This window comes from Mesorhizobium sp. M1322, assembly GCF_040318085.1.
Lineage (GTDB): Bacteria > Pseudomonadota > Alphaproteobacteria > Rhizobiales > Rhizobiaceae > Mesorhizobium.
In genome coordinates this window covers 12,855-32,399 of the sequence record NZ_JAMYLP010000040.1, presented here as the reverse complement: position 1 = coordinate 32,399, position 19,545 = coordinate 12,855, and the positions used below count along the sequence as shown (strand labels likewise).

General features: G+C 62.9%; 17 protein-coding genes. 12 read left to right on the top strand and 5 right to left on the bottom strand.

The window, feature by feature from the left end; all coding sequences use genetic code 11:
• Positions 1–58: 58 nt before the first annotated feature.
• The 11 genes from NKH12_RS16550 to NKH12_RS16500 all read left to right on the top strand — a co-directional run bounded on the left by NKH12_RS16550 (position 59) and on the right by NKH12_RS16500 (position 11,906).
• Entirely contained in the window at positions 59–2,353 is a 2,295-nt protein-coding gene (locus NKH12_RS16550) for a bifunctional salicylyl-CoA 5-hydroxylase/oxidoreductase (protein WP_352954117.1), read from the top strand.
• Entirely contained in the window at positions 2,350–3,123 is a 774-nt protein-coding gene (locus NKH12_RS16545) for an SDR family NAD(P)-dependent oxidoreductase (RefSeq protein ID WP_352954116.1), read from the top strand. Before NKH12_RS16550 ends, NKH12_RS16545 begins: the two co-directional genes overlap by 4 nt.
• Positions 3,117–3,587 carry a MarR family winged helix-turn-helix transcriptional regulator gene (locus NKH12_RS16540; protein WP_352954115.1) on the top strand — a complete coding sequence of 157 codons (471 nt, stop codon included), beginning with the start codon at positions 3,117–3,119 and terminating at the stop codon, positions 3,585–3,587. The genes NKH12_RS16545 and NKH12_RS16540 overlap by 7 nt, the downstream gene beginning before the upstream one ends.
• Positions 3,584–4,396 carry an enoyl-CoA hydratase family protein gene (locus NKH12_RS16535; protein ID WP_352954114.1) on the top strand — a complete coding sequence of 271 codons (813 nt, stop codon included), beginning with the start codon at positions 3,584–3,586 and terminating at the stop codon, positions 4,394–4,396. Before NKH12_RS16540 ends, NKH12_RS16535 begins: the two co-directional genes overlap by 4 nt.
• 230 nt (positions 4,397–4,626) lie before the next feature.
• Complete coding sequence (locus tag NKH12_RS16530) at positions 4,627–5,775, top strand: acyl-CoA dehydrogenase family protein (protein WP_352954113.1); 1,149 nt, start codon at positions 4,627–4,629, stop codon at positions 5,773–5,775.
• Positions 5,776–5,858: 83 nt separating this feature from the next.
• Entirely contained in the window at positions 5,859–6,254 is a 396-nt protein-coding gene (locus tag NKH12_RS16525; RefSeq protein ID WP_352954112.1) for a RidA family protein, read from the top strand.
• A 515-nt stretch (positions 6,255–6,769) separates the two neighbouring features.
• Entirely contained in the window at positions 6,770–7,498 is a 729-nt protein-coding gene (locus NKH12_RS16520) for a GntR family transcriptional regulator (RefSeq protein ID WP_352954111.1), read from the top strand.
• Between the two features lie 168 nt (positions 7,499–7,666).
• The gene (locus NKH12_RS16515; RefSeq protein ID WP_352954110.1) at positions 7,667–8,806 is read left to right on the top strand and encodes an aminotransferase class V-fold PLP-dependent enzyme; all 1,140 of its coding nucleotides are present in this window, start codon (positions 7,667–7,669) and stop codon (positions 8,804–8,806) included.
• Between the two features lie 100 nt (positions 8,807–8,906).
• The gene (locus NKH12_RS16510) at positions 8,907–9,704 is read left to right on the top strand and encodes an ABC transporter substrate-binding protein (protein ID WP_352954109.1); all 798 of its coding nucleotides are present in this window, start codon (positions 8,907–8,909) and stop codon (positions 9,702–9,704) included.
• A 190-nt stretch (positions 9,705–9,894) separates the two neighbouring features.
• Positions 9,895–10,569: an amino acid ABC transporter permease gene (locus NKH12_RS16505; protein WP_095482972.1), complete on the top strand. Its 675-nt coding sequence runs from the start codon at positions 9,895–9,897 to the stop codon at positions 10,567–10,569.
• A gap of 56 nt (positions 10,570–10,625) precedes the next feature.
• Positions 10,626–11,906, top strand: a complete 1,281-nt coding sequence (locus tag NKH12_RS16500) for a cysteine desulfurase-like protein (RefSeq protein ID WP_352954108.1) — start codon at positions 10,626–10,628, stop codon at positions 11,904–11,906.
• A 44-nt stretch (positions 11,907–11,950) separates the two neighbouring features.
• Here the strand turns inward: NKH12_RS16500 and NKH12_RS16495 are convergent, their stop codons facing one another.
• The 5 genes from NKH12_RS16495 to NKH12_RS16475 are packed head-to-tail and all read right to left on the bottom strand — an operon-like array spanning position 11,951 to position 17,250.
• A complete protein-coding gene (locus tag NKH12_RS16495; protein WP_352954106.1) occupies positions 11,951–12,781 on the bottom strand; it encodes a dipeptide ABC transporter ATP-binding protein in 831 nt (276 codons plus the stop codon).
• On the bottom strand, positions 12,778–13,671 hold the full coding sequence (locus NKH12_RS16490; RefSeq protein ID WP_352954105.1) for an ABC transporter ATP-binding protein: 894 nt from the start codon (positions 13,669–13,671) through the stop codon (positions 12,778–12,780). The genes NKH12_RS16495 and NKH12_RS16490 overlap by 4 nt, the downstream gene beginning before the upstream one ends.
• 2 nt (positions 13,672–13,673) lie before the next feature.
• On the bottom strand, positions 13,674–14,591 hold the full coding sequence (locus tag NKH12_RS16485) for an ABC transporter permease subunit (RefSeq protein ID WP_123146464.1): 918 nt from the start codon (positions 14,589–14,591) through the stop codon (positions 13,674–13,676).
• Between the two features lies 1 nt (position 14,592).
• Positions 14,593–15,600 carry an ABC transporter permease subunit gene (locus tag NKH12_RS16480; protein ID WP_352954104.1) on the bottom strand — a complete coding sequence of 336 codons (1,008 nt, stop codon included), beginning with the start codon at positions 15,598–15,600 and terminating at the stop codon, positions 14,593–14,595.
• Positions 15,601–15,657: 57 nt separating this feature from the next.
• Positions 15,658–17,250 (bottom strand): ABC transporter substrate-binding protein, encoded by a 1,593-nt coding sequence (locus NKH12_RS16475; protein ID WP_352954103.1) that lies wholly within the window; start codon positions 17,248–17,250, stop codon positions 15,658–15,660.
• 520 nt (positions 17,251–17,770) lie between these two features.
• Here NKH12_RS16475 and NKH12_RS16470 point away from each other — a divergent pair.
• The gene (locus NKH12_RS16470) at positions 17,771–19,543 is read left to right on the top strand and encodes a long-chain fatty acid--CoA ligase (protein WP_502910804.1); all 1,773 of its coding nucleotides are present in this window, start codon (positions 17,771–17,773) and stop codon (positions 19,541–19,543) included.
• Positions 19,544–19,545: the final 2 nt, after the last annotated feature.

Below are 19,545 nucleotides of genomic sequence, written 5' to 3'. Positions count from 1 at the left end.
GAATAATTTATTTCAGACGCGATACTGACGAATAATAAGCGAAGAGGAGATCGCACGAATGAAGGTTGCGGTTCTCGGCGGCGGACCAGCCGGCCTCTACTTTGCCATTTCGATGAAGCTCAGGGACGCCGCGCACGAGGTGACAGTGTTCGAGCGCAACCGCGCCGACGACACATTCGGCTGGGGCGTCGTGCTGTCGGCCGAAACTCTCGACAATCTGACCAGGAACGATCCGGTCAGCGCCGTCTGGATCAAAAAACATTTCGCCTATTGGGACGACATCGCCGTCATCCATGACGGTGTGCGCACGGTCTCGACCGGCCATGGCTTCTGCGGCATCGGCCGCAAGCGGCTTCTCGTCCTGCTGCAGCGGCGGGCGCGCGAGCTCGGCGTGAAGCTGGTCTTCGAGACCGATATCGCCGACCCCAAGTCCTATATGGAGAGCCACGATCTGGTTGTCGCCGCCGACGGGTTGAACTCGAAGGCACGGGGCGCCTTCGTCGACGTGTTCAAGCCAGATATCGACACCCGCAAATGCAAGTTCGTCTGGCTCGGCACGCAGCAGAAGTTCGACGACGCCTTCACCTTCATCTTCGAGAAGACGGAGCATGGCTGGGTGTGGGCGCACGCCTACCAGTTCGACAGCGATACCGCGACCTTCATCGTCGAATGCAGCGAGCAGACCTGGCAGCGCTTCGGCTTCGGCGCGATGTCGCAGCAGGAATCGATCGCCGTCTGCGAACAGATCTTCGCCAGGCATCTCGGCGGCCACGCGCTGATGACCAACGCCAACCATATCAGAGGTTCGGCCTGGATCAATTTCCCGCGCGTGCTGTGCGAGCGCTGGTCGTACAAGAATCTGGCGCTGATGGGCGATGCGGCGGCAAGCGCGCATTTCTCGATCGGCTCCGGCACCAAGCTGGCGTTGGAAAGTGCGGTGGCGCTGGCCGACTATGTCGAGTCCGAGCCCGATCTCGAAGCCGCGTTCCGCAAATATGAAGATGCGCGGCGCACCGAAGTGCTGAAGCTGCAGTCGGCGGCGCGCAACTCGCTCGAATGGTTCGAGGAGGTCGAGCGCTATCTCGGCCTCGATCCGGTGCAGTTCAATTATTCGCTTTTGACGCGCTCGCAACGCATCAGCCACGAGAATCTGCGGCTGCGCGATGCCGAGTGGCTGGCCGGCGCCGAAGAATGGTTCCAGCGCCAGGCGGGCGCCCGCGGCAACAGTCTTCGTCGCGCGCCGATGTTCGCGCCGTTCCGGCTGCGCGACATGACGCTGCACAACCGCATCGTCGTCTCGCCGATGGCGCAGTACAAGGCCGTCGACGGCTGCCCGACCGACTGGCATTTCGCCCATTATGCCGAACGGGCCAAGGGCGGCGCCGGCCTGCTCTACATCGAGATGGCCTGCGTCAGCCCGGAAGGCCGCATCACGCCTGGCTGCCCAGGCTTCTATGCGCCCGATCATGAGGTGGCCTGGAAACGGTTGGTCGATTTCGTCCACACCGAGACCGAGGCAAAGATCTGCGCGCAGATCGGCCATTCCGGCGCAAAGGGTTCGACCCGGCTCGGCTGGCAAGGAACCGACGTACCGCTGACGTCAGGCAACTGGCCTGTAATGGCGGCATCGGCGATCGCCTGGTCGCCGCAGAACCAGATGCCGAAGGCGATGGACCGCGCCGACATGGATCTGGTGCGCGACCAGTTCGTCGCCTCGGCAGAAATGGCGGCACGTTGCGGCTTCGACATGCTCGAAATCCATGCCGCGCACGGCTATCTCCTGTCCTCCTTCATCACGCCGCTGACCAACCGGCGCACGGACGTCTATGGCGGCTCGCTCGAAAACCGCATGCGCTATCCGTTGGAGGTCTTCCAAGCGGTGCGGGCCGTGTGGCCGGCCGAAAAACCTGTTTCAATGCGCATCTCGGCCAATGACTGGGTCGGCATCGAAGGGGTGACGCCGGCCGATGCGGTCGAGATCGCACGGCTGCTGCATGAGGCCGGCGTCGACATCTGCGACGTGTCGGCCGGCCAGACTTCGGCCGATGCAAGACCGGTGTATGGCCGCATGTTCCAGACGCCGTTCTCCGACCGCATCCGCAACGAGGTCGGCATGGCGACCATGGCGGTCGGCAACATCTACGAGCCGGACCACGTCAATTCGATCCTGATGGCCGGCCGCGCCGATCTCGTTGCTATGGCAAGGCCGCATCTCGCCGATCCCTACTGGACGCTGCATGCGGCCGTCACACTCGGCGACCGCGGCGTCAAATGGCCGGATCCCTATCTGCCTGGCCGCGACCAGATCTACCGGCTGGCCGAACGCGACGCCGCAGCGGGGCTGAAAGTATGAGTGCCGCCGCTACGATGACAGGACGGCATGCGCTGGTCACCGGCGGCGGCTCCGGTGTCGGCCGCGCCATCGCGCTGTCGCTGGCCGGCGCGGGGATCGACGTCACCATCTGCGGCCGTCGCGAGGCTGCACTTGCCGAAGTTGCCAGGGAAAGCGACCGTATTTTCGGCATCGCTGCCGATGTCACCAATGAGGCGGCAATGGCGTCCCTCTACAGCCAGGCCGAGGCGGCGCGCGGGCCGATCGATATCGTCGTCGCCAATGCTGGCATGTCCGGCAGTGCCCCGGCACAGCGGACCTCGCTCGCGGACTGGCAGCGGACGCTCGACGTCAATCTGACCGGCGCGTTCCTGACGGTGAAGCCGGCGCTGGCCGGCATGGTCTCACGGAAGACGGGCCGTATCATCTTCGTCGCTTCGACCGCAGGGCTGAAGGGGTATCCCTATGTCGCCGCTTACGTTGCCGCCAAGCATGGCGTCGTCGGCCTGACGCGCGCGCTGGCGGTCGAGACCGCCAAATCCGGGGTGACGGTCAACGCCGTATGCCCCGGCTTCGTCGAAACCGACATGCTGGAAGAGTCCATCCAGCGTATCGTTGAAAAGACCGGCCGCTCGGCCGAAGAAGCAAGGACGAGCCTTGCCTCGACCAACCCGCAAGGTCGCTTCATCCAGCCCGACGAAGTTGCAGCCGCGGTGCTGTGGCTGTGCGGCGATGCGGCCCAATCGATCACCGGCCAGACGATCTCGATCTCGGGAGGCGAGACATGGTAGCTGGTCCCCTGCCCGCGCCGTCCGGACCCGGCAAGGACCGCCTGCGGCTGTGGGTGCGGCTGTTGCGCGCCTCACGCAGCATCGAGGCCGAATTGCGCGAGCGCCTGCGGCAGGAGTTCAACACGACGCTGCCGCGCTTCGACGTGATGGCGGCACTCTACCGCGCGCCGGAAGGCATGCTGATGAGCGACTTGTCGCGGTTCCTGCTGGTGTCCAACGGCAATGTGACCGGCATCGTCGACCGGCTGGTTTCGGAAGGGCTGGTTGCCCGCGCCCGGCGCAATGGCGACCGCCGCACCTCGATGGTGCGGCTGACGGAGGAAGGTTCGAAGGCTTTCGCCCTGATCGCCGCCGCGCATGAAAGCTGGATCGGCGAGCTGCTTGGCAATGTGAGCGAGGACGAGGCGCGCCGGCTGACTGGCATGCTGGACTCCTTCCGCAGCAACTGGGAGGGACGGGAATGACAAAAATGGCCGGCCGCAAGCCGACGCATTTCCTCTGGCAGGTCGAAGGCAAGGTTGCAACAATCCGGCTCGACCGGCCGGAGCGCAAGAACCCGCTGACCTTCGAAAGCTATGCCGAGCTGCGCGATACTTTTCGCGACCTCGTCTATGCCGACGACGTCGATGCGGTGGTGTTCCTGCCCAATGGCGGCAATTTCTGCTCCGGCGGCGATGTTCACGACATCATCGGCCCGCTGGTCAAGATGGACATGAAGGAGTTGCTGGCCTTCACCCGCATGACCGGCGATTTCGTCAAGGCGATGCTGAATTGCGGGAAGCCGATCATTGCGGCGGTCGACGGCGTGGCGGTGGGCGCCGGCGCCATTATCGCCATGGCCTCCGACATCCGTATCGCCACGCCGGAGGCCAAGACCGCGTTCCTGTTCACCCGCGTCGGCCTTGCCGGCTGCGACATGGGTGCCTGCGCGATCCTGCCGCGCACTATCGGCCAGGGCCGCGCCGCCGAGCTGCTCTACACCGGCCGGACGATGAGCGCTGAGGAAGGCGAGCGCTGGGGTTTCTACAACCGGCTGGTCGATGCCGCAGCACTTGAAGCCGACGCGCTCGACATGGCAGCGCGTATCGTTTCCGGCCCGACCTTCGCCCACGGCATCACCAAGACGCAGTTGAACCAGGAGTGGTCGATGGGCCTCGACCAGGCGATCGAGGCGGAAGCGCAGGCGCAGGCGATCTGCATGCAGACCGGCGATTTCAAACGGGCTTATGAGGCTTTTGTGGCCAAGGAAAAGCCGGTGTTCGAGGGGAACTAGGATGGTTGTTTCAATGGATACGCTGGCGGGACAGCGCCCCCCTCTGTCCTGCCGGACATCTCCCCCTCTAGGGGGGAGATTGGCAGTTCTGCTAGCAGCGCCTTTCTTGCGACGCTTGCTATTGGCGAAAGCGCGGGTGACGTCCGATCTCCCCCCTAGAGGGGGAGATGTCCGGCAGGACAGAGGGGGGCGCCGTGGAGTGCAACGCCTGAAGTACAGCGGAGGCAGAAATGCCTGACCGTTCCTTCCTCTCCTGGCCGTTCTTCGAGGACCGTCACCGCGCACTCGCCGAAGAGCTGGACGCCTGGTGCGGGAAAAACCTGCCGGTCGCGCTTGACGATGTCGACGCCGCATGCCGCGAGCTGGTGGCGAAGCTCGGCCAGGACGGCTGGCTGAAGCCGACGGCGCTCGACACGGAAAACCCTGGGCCGCTCGACGTACGCGCACTTTGCATCACGCGTGAGACGCTGGCCCGGCACGATGGATTGGCCGACTTCGCCTTCGCCATGCAAGGGCTCGGCACAGGCGCGCTCAGCCTGTTCGGCACGCCGGAGCAGCATCGCTGGCTGGCGAAGACCCGCGCCGGCGAAGCGATTTCCGCCTTCGCGCTATCGGAGCCACGCTCTGGGTCGGACGTTGCCAATATGGAGATGACGGCGACGCGTGACGGCGACGACTACCTGCTGTCAGGTGAAAAGACCTGGATCTCCAATGGCGGCATTGCCGATCTCTACGTCGTTTTCGCCCGCACCGGCGAGGCGCCCGGCGCCAAGGGGCTTTCCGCCTTCATCGTGCCTGCAGAAACCAAGGGCCTGACGATCGCCGAGCGGCTGGAGGTGATCGCCCCGCATCCGCTGGCACGCCTGTCCTTCGACAATGCCCGCGTTCCGGCCTCGGCATTGATCGGCAAGCCGAGCGACGGTTTCCGCATCGCCATGTCGGTGCTCGACGTGTTCCGCTCGACCGTCGGTGCGGCAGCGCTCGGCTTTGCCCGGCGCGCGCTGGACGAAAGCATCAAAAGAGTGGCCGAGCGCAAACTGTTCGGTGCTGCAATGGCCGAGTTGCAGATGGTGCAGGGCCACATCGCCGACATGGCGCTGGACGTCGATGCCGCCGCCTTGCTGGTCTATCGCGCCGCCTGGACCAAGGACGTGGGGGCCGCCCGTGTCACCCGCGAAGCGGCGATGGCCAAGCTGTTCGCCACCGACAAGGCGCAAGAGGTGATCGACAAAGCCGTGCAGCTGCATGGTGGCGACGGCGTCCGCAAGGGCTACATCATCGAGAGCCTGTATCGCGAGATCCGTGCGCTGCGCATCTACGAGGGCGCGTCCGACGTGCAGAAGGTGGTCATCGCCAGGCAAGTGATGGGAGCGGCCTGAGGCGGAGCTTGCGACAGAAAATTGGGTGAGCTGGTTTCGAATTTTGAACATTGCGACCGGATTTGAGTATCGGGAGGCTTGATATGCACACCATCCTGCAGCCGGAAGGCTGGGCGAAACCTGTTGGATACGCCAATGGCGTCGCCGCGCGCGGGCAGATGATCTTCATCGGCGGCCAGGTCGGTTGGACCGGGCAAGGCCAATTCGAAACCGATGATTTTGTCGGCCAGGTGCGCCAGACGCTAGCCAACATCGTCGCCGTGCTCGCCGAAGCCGGCGCCAAGCCTGAGCATATCACCTCGATGACCTGGTACTTTACCGACAAGGCCGAGTATCTGGCCAACCTCAAAGGGATTGGCGAGGCCTATCGTGAGGTCATCGGACGACATTTTCCGGCCATGGCCGCCATGCAAGTGATGGCGCTGGTCGAGGATCGCGCCAAGGTGGAAATCCAGGCCACAGCGGTGATCCCGGAGTAATGATAGCCCCTCTTGAAGTAACCAATTGTCGAAGTAGGCGCCGCCCCTCACCTGCCTGCCGGCATCCTCTCCCCGTAAACGGGGCGAGGGACGCTCTCACCAACGATTTCGCCAATCACCAGCGCTGCAGAATCAAGTGCCGAGATTGCGGCCGGCTTCTTTCTCCCCGTTTACGGCAGGGCAATCGCATATGGAAAAAATGCCGTTTCACAGTGGAATCGAACAGAGAACAAAACCGAATCGAACCGAGTCCATTTCTTCGTTCTCGAACGGCGGTTTCTCTTTCGTTCTTCCATATGCGATTCCCCTGGTCACTATACGGGGAGAAATGCCCGGCAGGGCAATGAGGGGCAGCACCAACGGTCGGAATTAGGCGTCATTGCCTCGGCCTTGACGGCCGAGTGACTTGGCTCCCCGCACATTTTGTGATCAGATGATCACGCCTTGCTTCCGGTGGGCGGTCAGGCGGGCCACTTGCACATAGCTTCTGTCGGAATCCAAGGAAACCAAAAATCGTGGCTAGGGGATTTGAACCTGTATCGGGACGCGTGACCGTCCAGGATGGCGTCTACCAGCAGCTTCGGCATGCCTTGATGGTCGGCAGCTTCGACCCGGCCCAGGTGCTGACCATTGCCTCGCTGGCCGAAGCCTTCGGCACCTCGAACATGCCGGTACGCGAGGCCTTGCGGCGGCTCGCCGCCGAGAACGCGCTGGAGATATCGCAGAACGGCTCAGCCTGCGTGCCGGTCGTCACCCGCGCGCGGCTCGACGACCTCTGCCGGGCGCGCGTCGCCGTCGAAGGGCTGGCGGCCGAACTCGGGGCGCCGCGCCTGACCGCTTCCGATATAGCCACATTGGAGAAGATCACCGCCGACCAGCAGGCGATCGGGCGCAATGGCAGCATCTACGAGCTGATTGCCAAGAACCAGCAGTTCCATTTCACCATCTACCGCGCCTCCGGCTCCGACGTGCTGTTTCAGCTGATCGAGACACTGTGGCTGCGCTTCGGCCCCTATATGCGGCTGTTGTCCAACCATGTCGCACCTTTGATGCGCGCCGGCACGATGGAGCCGTCCGGGCGGCACACCGCGATCATCGCGGCACTGAAGGATCGCGATTTTCCTCGTGCCCGCGAAGAGGTGGTTGCCGACATCAGGACGACGCAGGAGACGCTGCGCGCGATCTGCCCCGACGTGCCGGAACCCAGGCCGGTCGAGTTCGCTGGATTCGGCAAGGCCTCCTGAAGCTCCGCTGCGGTCGAACGCAAGATCGGCGCCGGAAGTGCCGACCTGCGACCGCTCGTGGCCGGAAAAGATCGCCCTGATTTTCGCGATTGAATCGCATTTCTTCGCGGGCAGCGATTGATCCGTATCCCCTTTTGTGATCACATGATCACAGGGAGCAAAAGCGTCGTGTCTGGTTATTTTCTCTACCATTCGATCGGGACGTTTCCCGGCAAGGCGGAGCGCATGGCTGCTGCCCTGTCGGAATTCTCGGGCATCTGGTCGGCGGAAGACGATGGCCAGTGGCCGGCCGCCCTTGCCGCGCGGCAGCGCTTTATCGATGCCTGGGGCGCGCTGATCGATGCTCCACAAGGCACGCTGACCACCGCCGAGAACGTCACGTCGGCGCTCTACAGCCTGATCGGCGCTTTGCCGTCCGAGCGCCTGGCAGGAAAGCGCCTGCTGGTCGCCGCTGACTGTTTTCCGAGCCTGCACTTCCTGCTCGCCGGTCTGGCCGAGCGCTTCGACTTCGTGCTCGACACCGTGCCGCTGCGGCCGGGCGAGAGCTGGGTGCGCGACGAGGATTTCATCGCCCGCTGGCAGGACGATGTCGGCCTGGCCTTGCTGACCTTCGTCACCTCGACGGCCTCGCACCGCTGCGACGTGGCGCGGCTCGCCGCGCATGGCCGGGAGATGGGCAGCATCGTCGGTGCTGACATCACCCAAGGGGTCGGCGTGACACCCTTCTCGATTGCGAAGACGCCAGTCGATTTCGTCGTCTCGACCTCGCTGAAATGGCTGTGCGGCACTTCGGGCGCCGGCGTCCTGCAGGTGACGCCCGATCTGCTGTCCGCCTGCCGGCCCGAGCTTCGCGGATGGTTCAGCCAACCGAACCCCTTCTCCTGGGATCTCGACAGTTTTTCCTATGCAAACGATGCGCGACGTTTCGACCATGGCACACCGGCCATCCTGGCCAGCGTCGCATCGCTGCCCGGCCTAGAATGGGTCGCCGAGACAGGCGTCGACGCTATCCGCGCCCAAAACGCGGCGCACGCGGAACGCATTATCGGTTGCGCGCTGGACAATGGCTGGGCGGTCCGTACGCCGCTCGATCCAGACCAGCGCGGCGGCAGCGTGATGCTGGCTTTACCGCAAGGAGTCGACCCGGTGAAAACAGTGTCGACGCTGCGCAGTCAGCAACTTTACTGCGACGCGCGCGGCGCGACGCTCAGGCTGTCGCCCGGCATGGTCACCACGGACGACGCGGTCGATGCATTGCTGGAGCGTCTGCAACAGTTGATCGGCTCACGGCAACGCCGCGCGTCTTGACTTCAGGCGCCGCCTCGCCTGCAGTGTCCGGAAATACGGCGCTGAAAGGGGCGGACGTGAAAAAGCGCCACAGGGAGTGGCCGAACCAGAGGGAACGAAAATGAGCTTCACTCGCCGTAATCTGCTTCTTCTCGCTGCCGCCATCGGCATCGCCGCCGGCCCAGCCACCGCCTATGCCGCGGACGTGCTGAATGTCGGCGCTTATCCGACCAATCCGCCTTTCGAGTACAAGAACGAAGGCGGCACCTTCGAAGGTTTTGAAGTCGACATCGTCAACGAGGCGGCCAAGCGTATCGGCATGACCACCGAAATCGCCGATCTCGGATTTCAGGCGCTGTTCGCCGCCACGACGTCGAAGCGCATCGACGTTGCCATCTCGTCGATCACGATCACCCCTGAGCGCTTGAAATCGCAGTCGTTCTCGCAGCCCTATTATGATTCCGACATGGGCATCGCCGCCAAGGCTGACAGCCCGATCAAGTCCGCCGCCGACCTCAAGGGCAAGATCATCGGCGTGCTGTCCGGCTCGACTGGCGAAGCCTGGACCAAGCAGCACCAGGAGGCCAGCGGGTTCAGCGAGGTGAAGGGTTACGACACGCAGCAGAACCTGCTGCTCGATCTCAGCGCCGGTCGCGTCGACGCCGCGGTCAGTGACATTCCGGGCCTGGAATACTCCTTCACCAGGATGAAGGATCTCGCCGTAAAAGAGCGTATCAAGACCGGCGAGCAGTACGGCCTGATGATGGCCAAGGACCACCCGCTGCTCGGCAAGCTGAACGACGCGCTGACCGCGATGAAGAAGGACGGCACGCTGGCCTCGATCCACAAGAAGTGGTTCGGCAGCGACGCACCCGCCGATTCTTCGACCGTTAAGGAAATGCCTATCCCGAAGGCCTGAGCGGCAGCTGCCGAAATCGTGCCGGCTTTCCACGCCGGCACAATTTCACGGGCAGCGTTGCGCGCCTCTTGAACGCACTGGACGCGGTGGCCCTTGCCTTTCACGCATGATCCGCTCCGAAGGCCGATTTCGGGCTTCGGCAGCATGCTTTAGCGTCGCGGGACGCCAAACCTTTTCGGGAATGCTCCCCATGTCGCTGATCGAGACCTTCTTCAACGCCGATGTCATGATCTCCAGCCTGCCGGCGCTGCTGCGCGGCTTCCTGAACACGCTGCTGCTCGGGCTCCTGAGCATCGGCATCGGTATCCCCGTCGGCCTGGCGATCAGCCTGATGCGGCTCTATGCGCCAAAGCCGCTGCGGCTGCTGGCGGTTGGCTATATCGATATTTTCCGGGCGATGCCGGTGCTGGTCGTGCTGATCCTGATCTACTACGCGCTGCCGTTCCTCGGCATACGCCTGTCGTCCTGGACCTCCGCGGTGACGGCATTCGCCATCATCATGGCGGCTTATTCGGCCGAGGTGTTCCGCTCCGGCATAGAAAGCATTCCGCGCGGCCAGTTCGAGGCGGCGCAGGCACTCGGCCTGCCGTTCTTGCTGACCTTGCGCAAGGTTGTGCTGCCGCAGGCGATCCGCGTGGTCATTCCGCCGATGACCAGCAACTGCGTTTCGATGTTCAAGGACACCTCGCTCGCCTCCACCGTGGCGCTGCCCGAACTGCTGAAGGAAGCGACCAACGCACAGTCGCTCTACGCCAACCCCTCGCCGCTGATCGGCGCGGCGCTGGTCTATCTCCTCTTTCTCTGGCCGATGGTCCGTCTCGTCAGCCTGCTCGAACGTCGCTTCAAAACCGAAAAGACCCGCTGACGTCGCCAGTTTCTCCATTTTCGCTTCCCCATCCAGGCACTTCGCAGGAGACCATCTTGAACAAGCATCAGACCCCTAGTGCGAACGACGTCTCCGCAGCCTTCCCGGTCGACACGATCCGCGCCATGTTTCCAGCTCTGCAGCAGGCCGGCGACTTCATCTTCATGGACAATGCCGCCGGCGCGCAGATCCCGCAAAGTGTGCTCGACGCGGTGACCAACCATCTGGTCGCGCATAATGTGCAGCGCGGCGGTCGGTATGGCCGCAGCGTCGCCGTCGACCAAGCAATCGCCGATGCGCGCGAAAGCGTTGCGCTGCTGATCAATGCCTATAGTGCTGCAGAAATCTGTTTCGGCATGAACGCCACCTCGTTCATCCGCCTCGTCAGTCTCGGTATCGGCCAGATGCTTCAGGAGCGCGACGAGATCGTCATCACCGACATGGACCACGATGCCAACATCGCCACCTGGCTGGCGCTGGAATCGGCCGGCGCGAAATTCAAATGGTGGCGGATGCGCGACGATGGCAATCTGCATGTTGGCGATCTTCGACCGCTGGTCTCCGACCGCACCCGCCTCGTCGCCTGCACGGTGACGGCGCATTCGATCGGCTCGATCGTCGATGTTGCTTCAGTGGCTGACATCGCGCATGCGGCCGGCGCCGAAGTGTTCCTCGACTGCGTGCATTACGGGCCGCACGGGCTTATCGACGTGCAGGCCTGGGATTGCGACTATCTGGTCTGCTCCGGCTACAAGAATTTTTCGCCGCATATGGGCTTCCTGTGGGGCCGCTTCGAGACGCTGAAGCGGCTGCCGACCTTCCGCGAGGATTTCATTCCCGACGAGCCGCCCTACAAGGTCGAGGCCGGCACCTTCATCTACGAGAATGTCTCCGGCATGGATGCCGCGGTGCGCTATCTCGAGTCGATCGGCCGCAACTTCTTGGCCGAGAACAACCGGTCGCGGCGCGACAACCTCGTCGCCGGCATGAACGCAATCCGCGACTATGAGCTGGTGCTGGCGCGCGAGATGCTCGCCGTGCTCAAGGCGTGCGGCGCGACGATCTATGGCGTCGCCGACGAGGCCCGCCTCAACGAGCGCGTGCCGACCTTCTGCTTCAACATCGGCACGCTGTCGCCGCAAATGATCGTCGAGGCGATGGCCGAGATGCAGATCGGCATCCGCGACGGCCATATGTACGCGCCGCGGCTGATGAAGCGCCTCAACCTCAGCATGGACAGCGGCGCCATTCGCGCCTCGCTGGTGCACTACAACACCATCGACGAAGTCCGGCGCTTCGGTGAAGCACTGCGTGCCATCATCGCCCGGCTGCATTGATCGGCGTCGAAATACCCTTGTGCCTGGGTGCTGCGGTCGCGGCCTCAGGCGGCCTTCTTCTTCGCCAGCCTCGCCTTGATGCTGGCGACGTCGGCGCGCGGCGTCGCCGCGAACAGCGTCTTGGTGTAGCTGTGCTTGGGGTCGGCAAAGACCTCGTCGCGCGAACCATATTCGACGGCCTCGCCGTAATACATAACCATCACCTCGTCGGCGATGTAGCGCACCACCGACAGGTCGTGGCTGATGAAGACATAGGTCAGCTTGAACTCGTCCTGGAGGTCGGCGAGCAGATTGAGCACCTGCGCCTGCACCGACAGATCAAGGGCCGAGACCGGTTCGTCAAGCACCAACAGGCTCGGATTGAGCATCAGCGCGCGGGCAATGGCGATGCGCTGGCGCTGGCCGCCCGAGAACATGTGCGGGTAACGGTTGTAATGCTCCGGTCCGAGGCCGACCTTCTTCAGCATCTTCATGGCGAGATCGCGCCGTTCGTCGGCCGGCGTGTCGGTGTTGATGAGCAGCGGCTCGCCCAGCACATCGCCGATCTTCTGGCGCGGATTGAGCGAACCGTAGGGGTTCTGGAAGACGATCTGCACCTTGCGGCGCATCTCCTTCGTCAGCCCATCCTTGGCGATGTCGACCTTGTTGCCGTCGATGAAGAGCTCGCCTGCTGTCGCGGGATCGATCAGGGTGATGATGCGGGCGAGCGTTGACTTGCCGCAGCCGCTTTCGCCGACGATGGCCAGCGTCTTGCCCTTGTCGACGCTGAAGGAAACGCCCTTGACCGCGTGCACCGTGCGTGAGGGACGAAACAGGCCGCCGGCGACATGGTAGTCGCGCACGATGTTCTTGCCTTCGAGAACCGTCACACTCATGGCGCGGCTCCCGTTGCCGGCTGGGTTGCCGCGGCGGGCCCGTCTCCCGCAGCAGAGGGGGCCGGTTCGAACAGCATGTCGGAAATGGTCGGCAACCGGTCGCCGACGGCGTTTTCCGGCAGCGCCGACAGCAGCGCGCGGGTGTAGTTGCTCTTCGGCTGCTCGAACAGCGACAGAACGTCGGCCTCTTCCATCTTGCGGCCCTTGTACTGGACGATGACGCGGTCCGCTGTCTCGGCCACGACGCCCATATTGTGGGTGATCATGATCAGGCCCATGCCGTATTTGGCCTGCAGGCCGACCAAAAGATCGAGGATCTGCTTCTGGATGGTGACGTCGAGCGCGGTCGTCGGCTCGTCGGCGATCAGCAGCTTCGGATTGCAGGCAATGGCGATGGCAATCATGACGCGCTGGCACTGGCCGCCCGACATCTGATGCGGGAACGAGTTCAGCCGCTCTTCCGGATCGGCGATGCCGACCAGCTTCATCAGCTCGATGGCACGGGCCCGGCGCTGGGCGCGGTCCATGCCCATATGGAAGCGCAGCACCTCCTCGATCTGGAAGCCGGCGGTGAAGCACGGATTGAGGCTGGCGATCGGCTCCTGGAAGATCATCGAGATGTCCTTGCCGACGATCTTGCGCCGCTCGGACGGACTGAGCTCAAGCAGGTCGACGCCGTCGAAGGCCATGCGGTCGGCCTTCACTGTCGCCGTGTTCGGCAAAAGCCCCATCACCGCCAGCATCGCCACCGATTTGCCGGAGCCGGATTCGCCGACGATCGCCAGCACCTCGCGCGGCTCGACCGACAGGTCGATGCCTTGCACGGCCAAGAACGGTCCGGCGGCGGTATCGAAGGATACGGTGAGATTCTTGATTTCGAGAAGAGGCATGGTCACGACCTCTTCAGCTTGGGGTCGAAGGCATCGCGCAGGCCATCGCCGATCAAGTTGATGGCAAGCACCGTGATCAGGATGGCAAGGCCGGGGAAGGTCACCACCCATGGCGCGCGCAGGATGAACTCGCGTGCCGTGGCCAGCATCGTGCCCCATTCCGGCGTTGGCGGCTGCGCGCCGACACCAAGGAAGCCGAGAGCCGCGGCCTCGAGAATGGCGTTGGAGAAGGACAGCGTCGCCTGCACGATCAGCGGCGCCATGCAGTTCGGCAAGATCGTCTTCACCATCAGCCTGAGATGACTGGCACCGGCCACCTTGGCGGAGATCACATATTCGCGGTTCTTTTCCGCCATCACCGCCGCGCGGGTGAGCCGCGCGAAATGCGGCTGCAGCACCAGCGCAATCGCCAGCATGGCGTTGAACAGGCCGGGTCCGAGGATCGCCACCAGAACCAGGGCAAGGAGCAGCGACGGGAAGGCCAGAATGACGTCCATGATGCGCATGATCAGCGTATCGACCCAGCCGCGGAAATAGCCGGCGAGCACGCCGAGGATGATGCCGCTCGTCAGCGAAAAAACGACGACCACCAGACCGATGAACAGCGAGAACCGCGCCCCGAAAATCAGCCGCGAAAGCATGTCGCGGCCGACCGCGTCGGTGCCGAGCAGGAACATCGATCTGCCGCCCTCCTGCCAGGCCGGCGGCGTCAGCAGCGCATCGCGAAACTGTTCGTCAGGCGAATGCGGCGCGACCAGCGGCGCGAAAATCGCCACCAGCACCAGGGCCGAGAACACGACCAGGCCGATGACAGCGCCGGTGTTCATCGAGTAGTAATGCCAGAACTCGGTGAAGGCGCGTTGCCGGCCGCCGGGCGGGATGGAGGCGGCGGTGGCTTCTGCCGTGGTTTGGTCGGTCATCTCACTGCACCCGGATACGTGGGTTGATGACGGCGTAGAGCACGTCGACGATCAGGTTCACCGCCATGACGATCAGCGCGATGATCAGCAAGCCGCTCTGGACGACGACATAGTCGCGCTTGGCGATCGCGTCGATCATCCACTTGCCGATACCGGGCCAGGAAAAGATCGTTTCGGTCAGGATGGCGCCCGCCATCAGCGTGCCGACCTGCAGGCCGATGGTGGTCACCACGGGGATCAGCGCATTGCGAAAAGCGTGGAGGCCGATGACGCGACGCGGCGCCAGGCCCTTGGCGCGCGCGGTGCGGACATAGTCCTCGCCCAGCACCTCCAGCATCGCCGACCGCGTCTGGCGCGCTATGACGGCGAGTGGAATCGTCGCCAGCACGATCGCCGGCAGGACCAGATGACTGGCGGCGGACCTGAAAGCGCCGCTCTTGCCGGAGATCAGGCTGTCGATCAGCATGAACCCCGTCGTCGGCTTGAAGAAATACTGAAGGCCGATGCGGCCGGAAACCGGCGTCCAGCCGAGATAGCCGGAGAAGAAGATGATGAGCAGCAGCCCCCACCAGAAGATCGGCATCGAATAGCCGGTCAGCGCAACACCCATTGTCGCCTGGTCGAACCATGATCCGCGCTTGACCGCGGCGAAAATGCCGGCGGGAATGCCGACGAGTACGGCGATGAGCAGCGCGATCGTCGCCAGTTCCAGCGTCGCCGGAAACAGCGCCTGGAATTCACCGAGCACAGGCCGCTTGGTGGCGATCGATATGCCGAAGTCGCCGGTCAGGACCCTGCCGATATACTCCAGATACTGGACGACATAAGGCCGGTTGTAGCCAAACCGCTCGACAAGCTCGGCGTAGCGTTCGGGGCTGACGCCGCGCTCGCCGGCCAGGGCCATGATCGGGTCGCCCGGCAGAAGCCGGACGAAAGCGAACGCCGCCAGCGATATGCCGAACACGGTCGGGATGATCAAGGCGAGCTTGTGAAGGAGATAGCGGAGCATCTTACTTCATAGAACGGCGGCGCCGGAAGTCCAGCGCCGCCGTCCAATTCTCAGGAGTTATTCGGTGACGTCGACGCCGTCAAACCGATGAATGCCGAGCGGATCCATGACGAAGCCCGAAACCTTCTTGTTCATCGGCATGAAGACCTTGGAATGGGCGATGGTCAGCCACGGGGCCTCACGCTTGAACACAACCTGAGCTTCCTCGTAGATCTTGGTGCGCTCGGCGACATCAGTGGTTGCCTTGCCCTTCTGCAGCAAAGCCTCGAACTCCTGGTTGCACCAGATCGCATAGTTGGACTGGCCGATGGCATCGCAGCCGAGCAGGAACAGGAAGTTGTCCGGATCGCCATTGTCGCCGGTCCAGCCGAGCTGGAAGGCGCCGTCACGATCCTTCTGCTTGCCGCGTTCGCGATACTCGGTCCATTCGTAGCTGACGATCTCGGCCTTCACGCCGATCTTGGCGTAGTCGGCCTGGATCAGTTCCGCGACCCTTTTGGCGTTCGGATTGTACGGGCGGCTGACCGGCATTGCCCAGATCTTCATCGACAGGTCCGTGACGCCGGCATCAGTCAGCATCTTTTTGGCCGCGTCGGGATCGTACGGATCGTCCTTGATGTCCTTGTTGTAGGACCACATTGTCGGCGGGATCGGGTTTATGGCCGCCTGGCCAGCGCCTTGATAGACCGCATCGAGAATGGCCTGCTTGTTGACGGCCATGTTGAGCGCCTTGCGGACCTCGACTTTGTCGAACGGCGCCTGCGTCGTGTTGTAGGCCATGTAGCCGATGTTCAGGCCTTCCTGCTCGTCGACCTTGAGGTTTGGGTCAGCCTGCAGGCCGGCGATGTCGGCCGGCGCAGGGTACGACATGATATCGCACTCGCCTGCCTTCAGCTTCTGCGCGCGCACTGCCGGATCGGTCGTGATGGCGAAGATCAGATCGTCGATTTTCTGGCGGCCGCCATAGTAGCCGTCCCATGCCGCATAGCGGATGACCGCATCGACCTGGTAGTCGACGAACTGGAACGGACCGGTGCCGATTGGCTTCTGGGTGAATTGCTGCCGGGTGCCAGCCTTGTCGAGCTGATCGGCATATTCCTTGGAGACGATCGAGGCGAAATCCATGCCGAGGTCCGGAAGGAAAGCGACTTCAGGCTTGTTCAGCACGAATTTCACCGTCAGGTCGTCGACCTTGACGATTTCCTTGAGAAGATCCGGGAAGCCCATGCCGGCAAAATATTCCCAGCCGGTGCCTGCCAGATAATCGAACCACGGGTTTTCCTTCTTCCACTGGCGTTCGAAAGAGAAGATCACGTCGTCGGCGTTGAGATCGCGGGTCGGCGTGAAATAGTCGGTGGTCTGGAACTTCACGCCCGGCCGAAGCTTGAACGTGTATTCGAGACCATCGTCGGAAACCGTCCAGCTCTCGGCGAGGCCGGGTGTGATGGTGGTCTTGCCGTGTTCGAACTCGACCAGGCGCGAATAGATGGTGCGCGACGACGCATCGAAGTCGTTGCCACCGCTCCACGGCGACGGGTCGAAGCCGGCCGGCGACGCCTCCGAGCAGTAGACCAGCTGTTTCGCATTGGCCATGCCGCCGAGGACGCTTGCGGCCAGCAACGCGGCCGCAAAAGTCAGTTTCTTTTTCATGGAGGACTCCCTGATGTTCTTCCAAGCCCCTCTATCAGGCTCGCGAAGCGCGCATATAAGCACCGTTTTTCCGGCTTTGGAACACCCCGTTTGCCTACCCCACGGGAAGCAGAATTTAATTCTGCATACCCGCCAAAAAAGAGAAGGAAATGTTAATTTCTGCCGATCACGGTATTATTGCCGACTGCATTTTTTTATTGATCTTCAACCCGGCGTTGGTGAGGAACCACGACCATCGGCTTGTCATTGGCACGGAAGATTTCTTTCCCGTCTTGCCGCAGGGTCAGACTTGCACGGCTGCCGATAGTCGCAATACATAGATGGCAGGCTGGATTTCCTGGGTGCCGGCAGCAGCGGAGGACGTCTCTTGTCATTCGGAGGCAACGCGGCAGGCAAGCAGAGACAATAAGAACAACCGAGGGAGGGACAGGTGGCAAAAGCACCAAGGACAACGGCCCCAGCGAAAGCGAAGGCCAAAACTGCCGCAAAACCAGCCAGCTCCGACAAGCCAAAGGCGCCAATGGCCAAAGCCGTTGCCAAGCCGAAAGCGGCCCCGACATCGGCTACATCGGCGTCGAAGCCGGGTCCGGCCAAGAGATTGCCGAAAGCGGTTGGCGCCGGATCGCCTGAAAAGCCTTGGCTCAAGAGCTATCCGAAGGTCGTTCCTGCCGAGATCGGCGCCCTGCCCTTCGGCTCCATCGGCGATCTGCTCGCCGACGTCTGCAAGCAGTATGCCAGCCGGCCCGCCTTCACCTGCATGGGCAAGACCATCACCTATGCAGAAGTCGAGCGGCAATCGGCCGCCTTCGGCGCTTATCTGCAGTCGACGGGACTGCCGAAAGGCGCACGCGTCGCGCTGATGATGCCGAACGTGCTGCAATATCCGGTGGCGATGATGGCAGTGCTGCGTGCCGGCTATACCGTGGTCAACATCAACCCGCTCTACACGCCGCGCGAGCTGGAACATCAGCTCAAGGATTCCGGCGCTCAAGCCATCGTCATTCTCGAGAATTTCGCCAACACCTTGCAGGCGGTGATCGCCAGGACGGTGGTCAAGCATGTCGTGGTCGCGGCGATGGGCGACATGCTTGGGGGCCTGAAAGGAACGATCGTCAATCTCGTCGTGCGCCGCGTGAAGAAGATGGTGCCGGCCTGGTCGCTGCCGGGCCGTGTAAAGTTCAACGCCGCGTTGAAAGCAGGCGCCGGCATGAATTTCAAGCCGGTGAAGGTCGCTGCCGACGATGTCGCTTTCCTGCAATATACCGGCGGCACCACCGGCATCTCAAAGGGCGCGGTGCTGCTGCACCGCAACGTGCTGGCCAACGTGGCGCAGAACGCGCTGTGGATCGAGGATGCCTTCACGGTCAAGCCGAAACCGGCGCATCTCAACTTCATCTGCGCGTTGCCGCTCTATCATATCTTCGCGCTGACGGTGAACGCACTGATGGGCATGCAGCTGGGCGGCCAGAACATACTCATTCCCAATCCGCGCGACATTCCCGGCTTCGTCAAGCAACTCGGCAAATACCCGATCCACATCTTTCCAGGCCTCAACACGCTGTTCAACGCGCTGCTCAACAATGAGGATTTCCGCAAGCTGGACTTCAAGCCGCTGATCCTGACGCTGGGTGGCGGCATGGCGGTGCAGAAGGGTGTCGCCGAACGCTGGAAGGCGTTGACCGGCTGCCCGGTCACCGAGGGTTACGGGCTTTCGGAAACCTCGCCGGTGGCCACCGCCAACACATTCAGCAATGGCAATTTCACCGGCACGATCGGCCTGCCGCTGCCCTCGACCGAGATCGCCATCCGCGACGACGACGGCAACGATTTGCCGCTCGGAGAAGTCGGCGAGATCTGCATACGCGGACCGCAAGTGATGGCCGGCTACTGGAACCGGCCGGACGAGACCGCCAAGGTGATGACCAAGGATGGTTTCTTCAAGTCGGGCGACATGGGCTTCATGGACGAGCGCGGCTACACCAAGATCGTCGATCGCAAGAAGGACATGATCCTTGTGTCCGGCTTCAACGTCTATCCGAACGAACTTGAGGAAGTCGTGGCCCTGCATCCGGGCGTGCTCGAAGTGGCGGCGATCGGTGTGCCGGACGAGCATTCAGGCGAAGTGCCGAAGCTGTTCGTCGTCAAGAAGGACCCATTGCTGACCGCTGAGGTGCTGACTGTCTATTGCCGCGAGAACCTGACCGGCTACAAGCGGCCAAAATACATCGAGTTTCGGACCGAACTGCCGAAGACGCCGGTGGGCAAGATCCTGCGGCGGGCGTTACGGGGATAGGT

Bases quoted from the DNA above. Each gene is read 5' to 3' on its own strand.
- NKH12_RS16550 (WP_352954117.1), top strand. From the start codon at position 59: ATGAAGGTTGCGGTTCTCGGCGGCGGACCAGCCGGCCTCTACTTTGCC.
- NKH12_RS16545 (WP_352954116.1), top strand. From the start codon at position 2,350: ATGAGTGCCGCCGCTACGATGACAGGACGGCATGCGCTGGTCACCGGC.
- NKH12_RS16540 (WP_352954115.1), top strand. From the start codon at position 3,117: ATGGTAGCTGGTCCCCTGCCCGCGCCGTCCGGACCCGGCAAGGACCGC.
- NKH12_RS16535 (WP_352954114.1), top strand. From the start codon at position 3,584: ATGACAAAAATGGCCGGCCGCAAGCCGACGCATTTCCTCTGGCAGGTC.
- NKH12_RS16530 (WP_352954113.1), top strand. From the start codon at position 4,627: ATGCCTGACCGTTCCTTCCTCTCCTGGCCGTTCTTCGAGGACCGTCAC.
- NKH12_RS16525 (WP_352954112.1), top strand. From the start codon at position 5,859: ATGCACACCATCCTGCAGCCGGAAGGCTGGGCGAAACCTGTTGGATAC.
- NKH12_RS16510 (WP_352954109.1), top strand. From the start codon at position 8,907: ATGAGCTTCACTCGCCGTAATCTGCTTCTTCTCGCTGCCGCCATCGGC.
- NKH12_RS16505 (WP_095482972.1), top strand. From the start codon at position 9,895: ATGTCGCTGATCGAGACCTTCTTCAACGCCGATGTCATGATCTCCAGC.
- NKH12_RS16495 (WP_352954106.1), bottom strand. From the start codon at position 12,781: ATGAGTGTGACGGTTCTCGAAGGCAAGAACATCGTGCGCGACTACCAT.
- NKH12_RS16490 (WP_352954105.1), bottom strand. From the start codon at position 13,671: ATGCCTCTTCTCGAAATCAAGAATCTCACCGTATCCTTCGATACCGCC.
- NKH12_RS16485 (WP_123146464.1), bottom strand. From the start codon at position 14,591: ATGACCGACCAAACCACGGCAGAAGCCACCGCCGCCTCCATCCCGCCC.
- NKH12_RS16480 (WP_352954104.1), bottom strand. From the start codon at position 15,600: ATGCTCCGCTATCTCCTTCACAAGCTCGCCTTGATCATCCCGACCGTG.
- NKH12_RS16475 (WP_352954103.1), bottom strand. From the start codon at position 17,250: ATGAAAAAGAAACTGACTTTTGCGGCCGCGTTGCTGGCCGCAAGCGTC.
- NKH12_RS16470 (WP_502910804.1), top strand. From the start codon at position 17,771: ATGGCCAAAGCCGTTGCCAAGCCGAAAGCGGCCCCGACATCGGCTACA.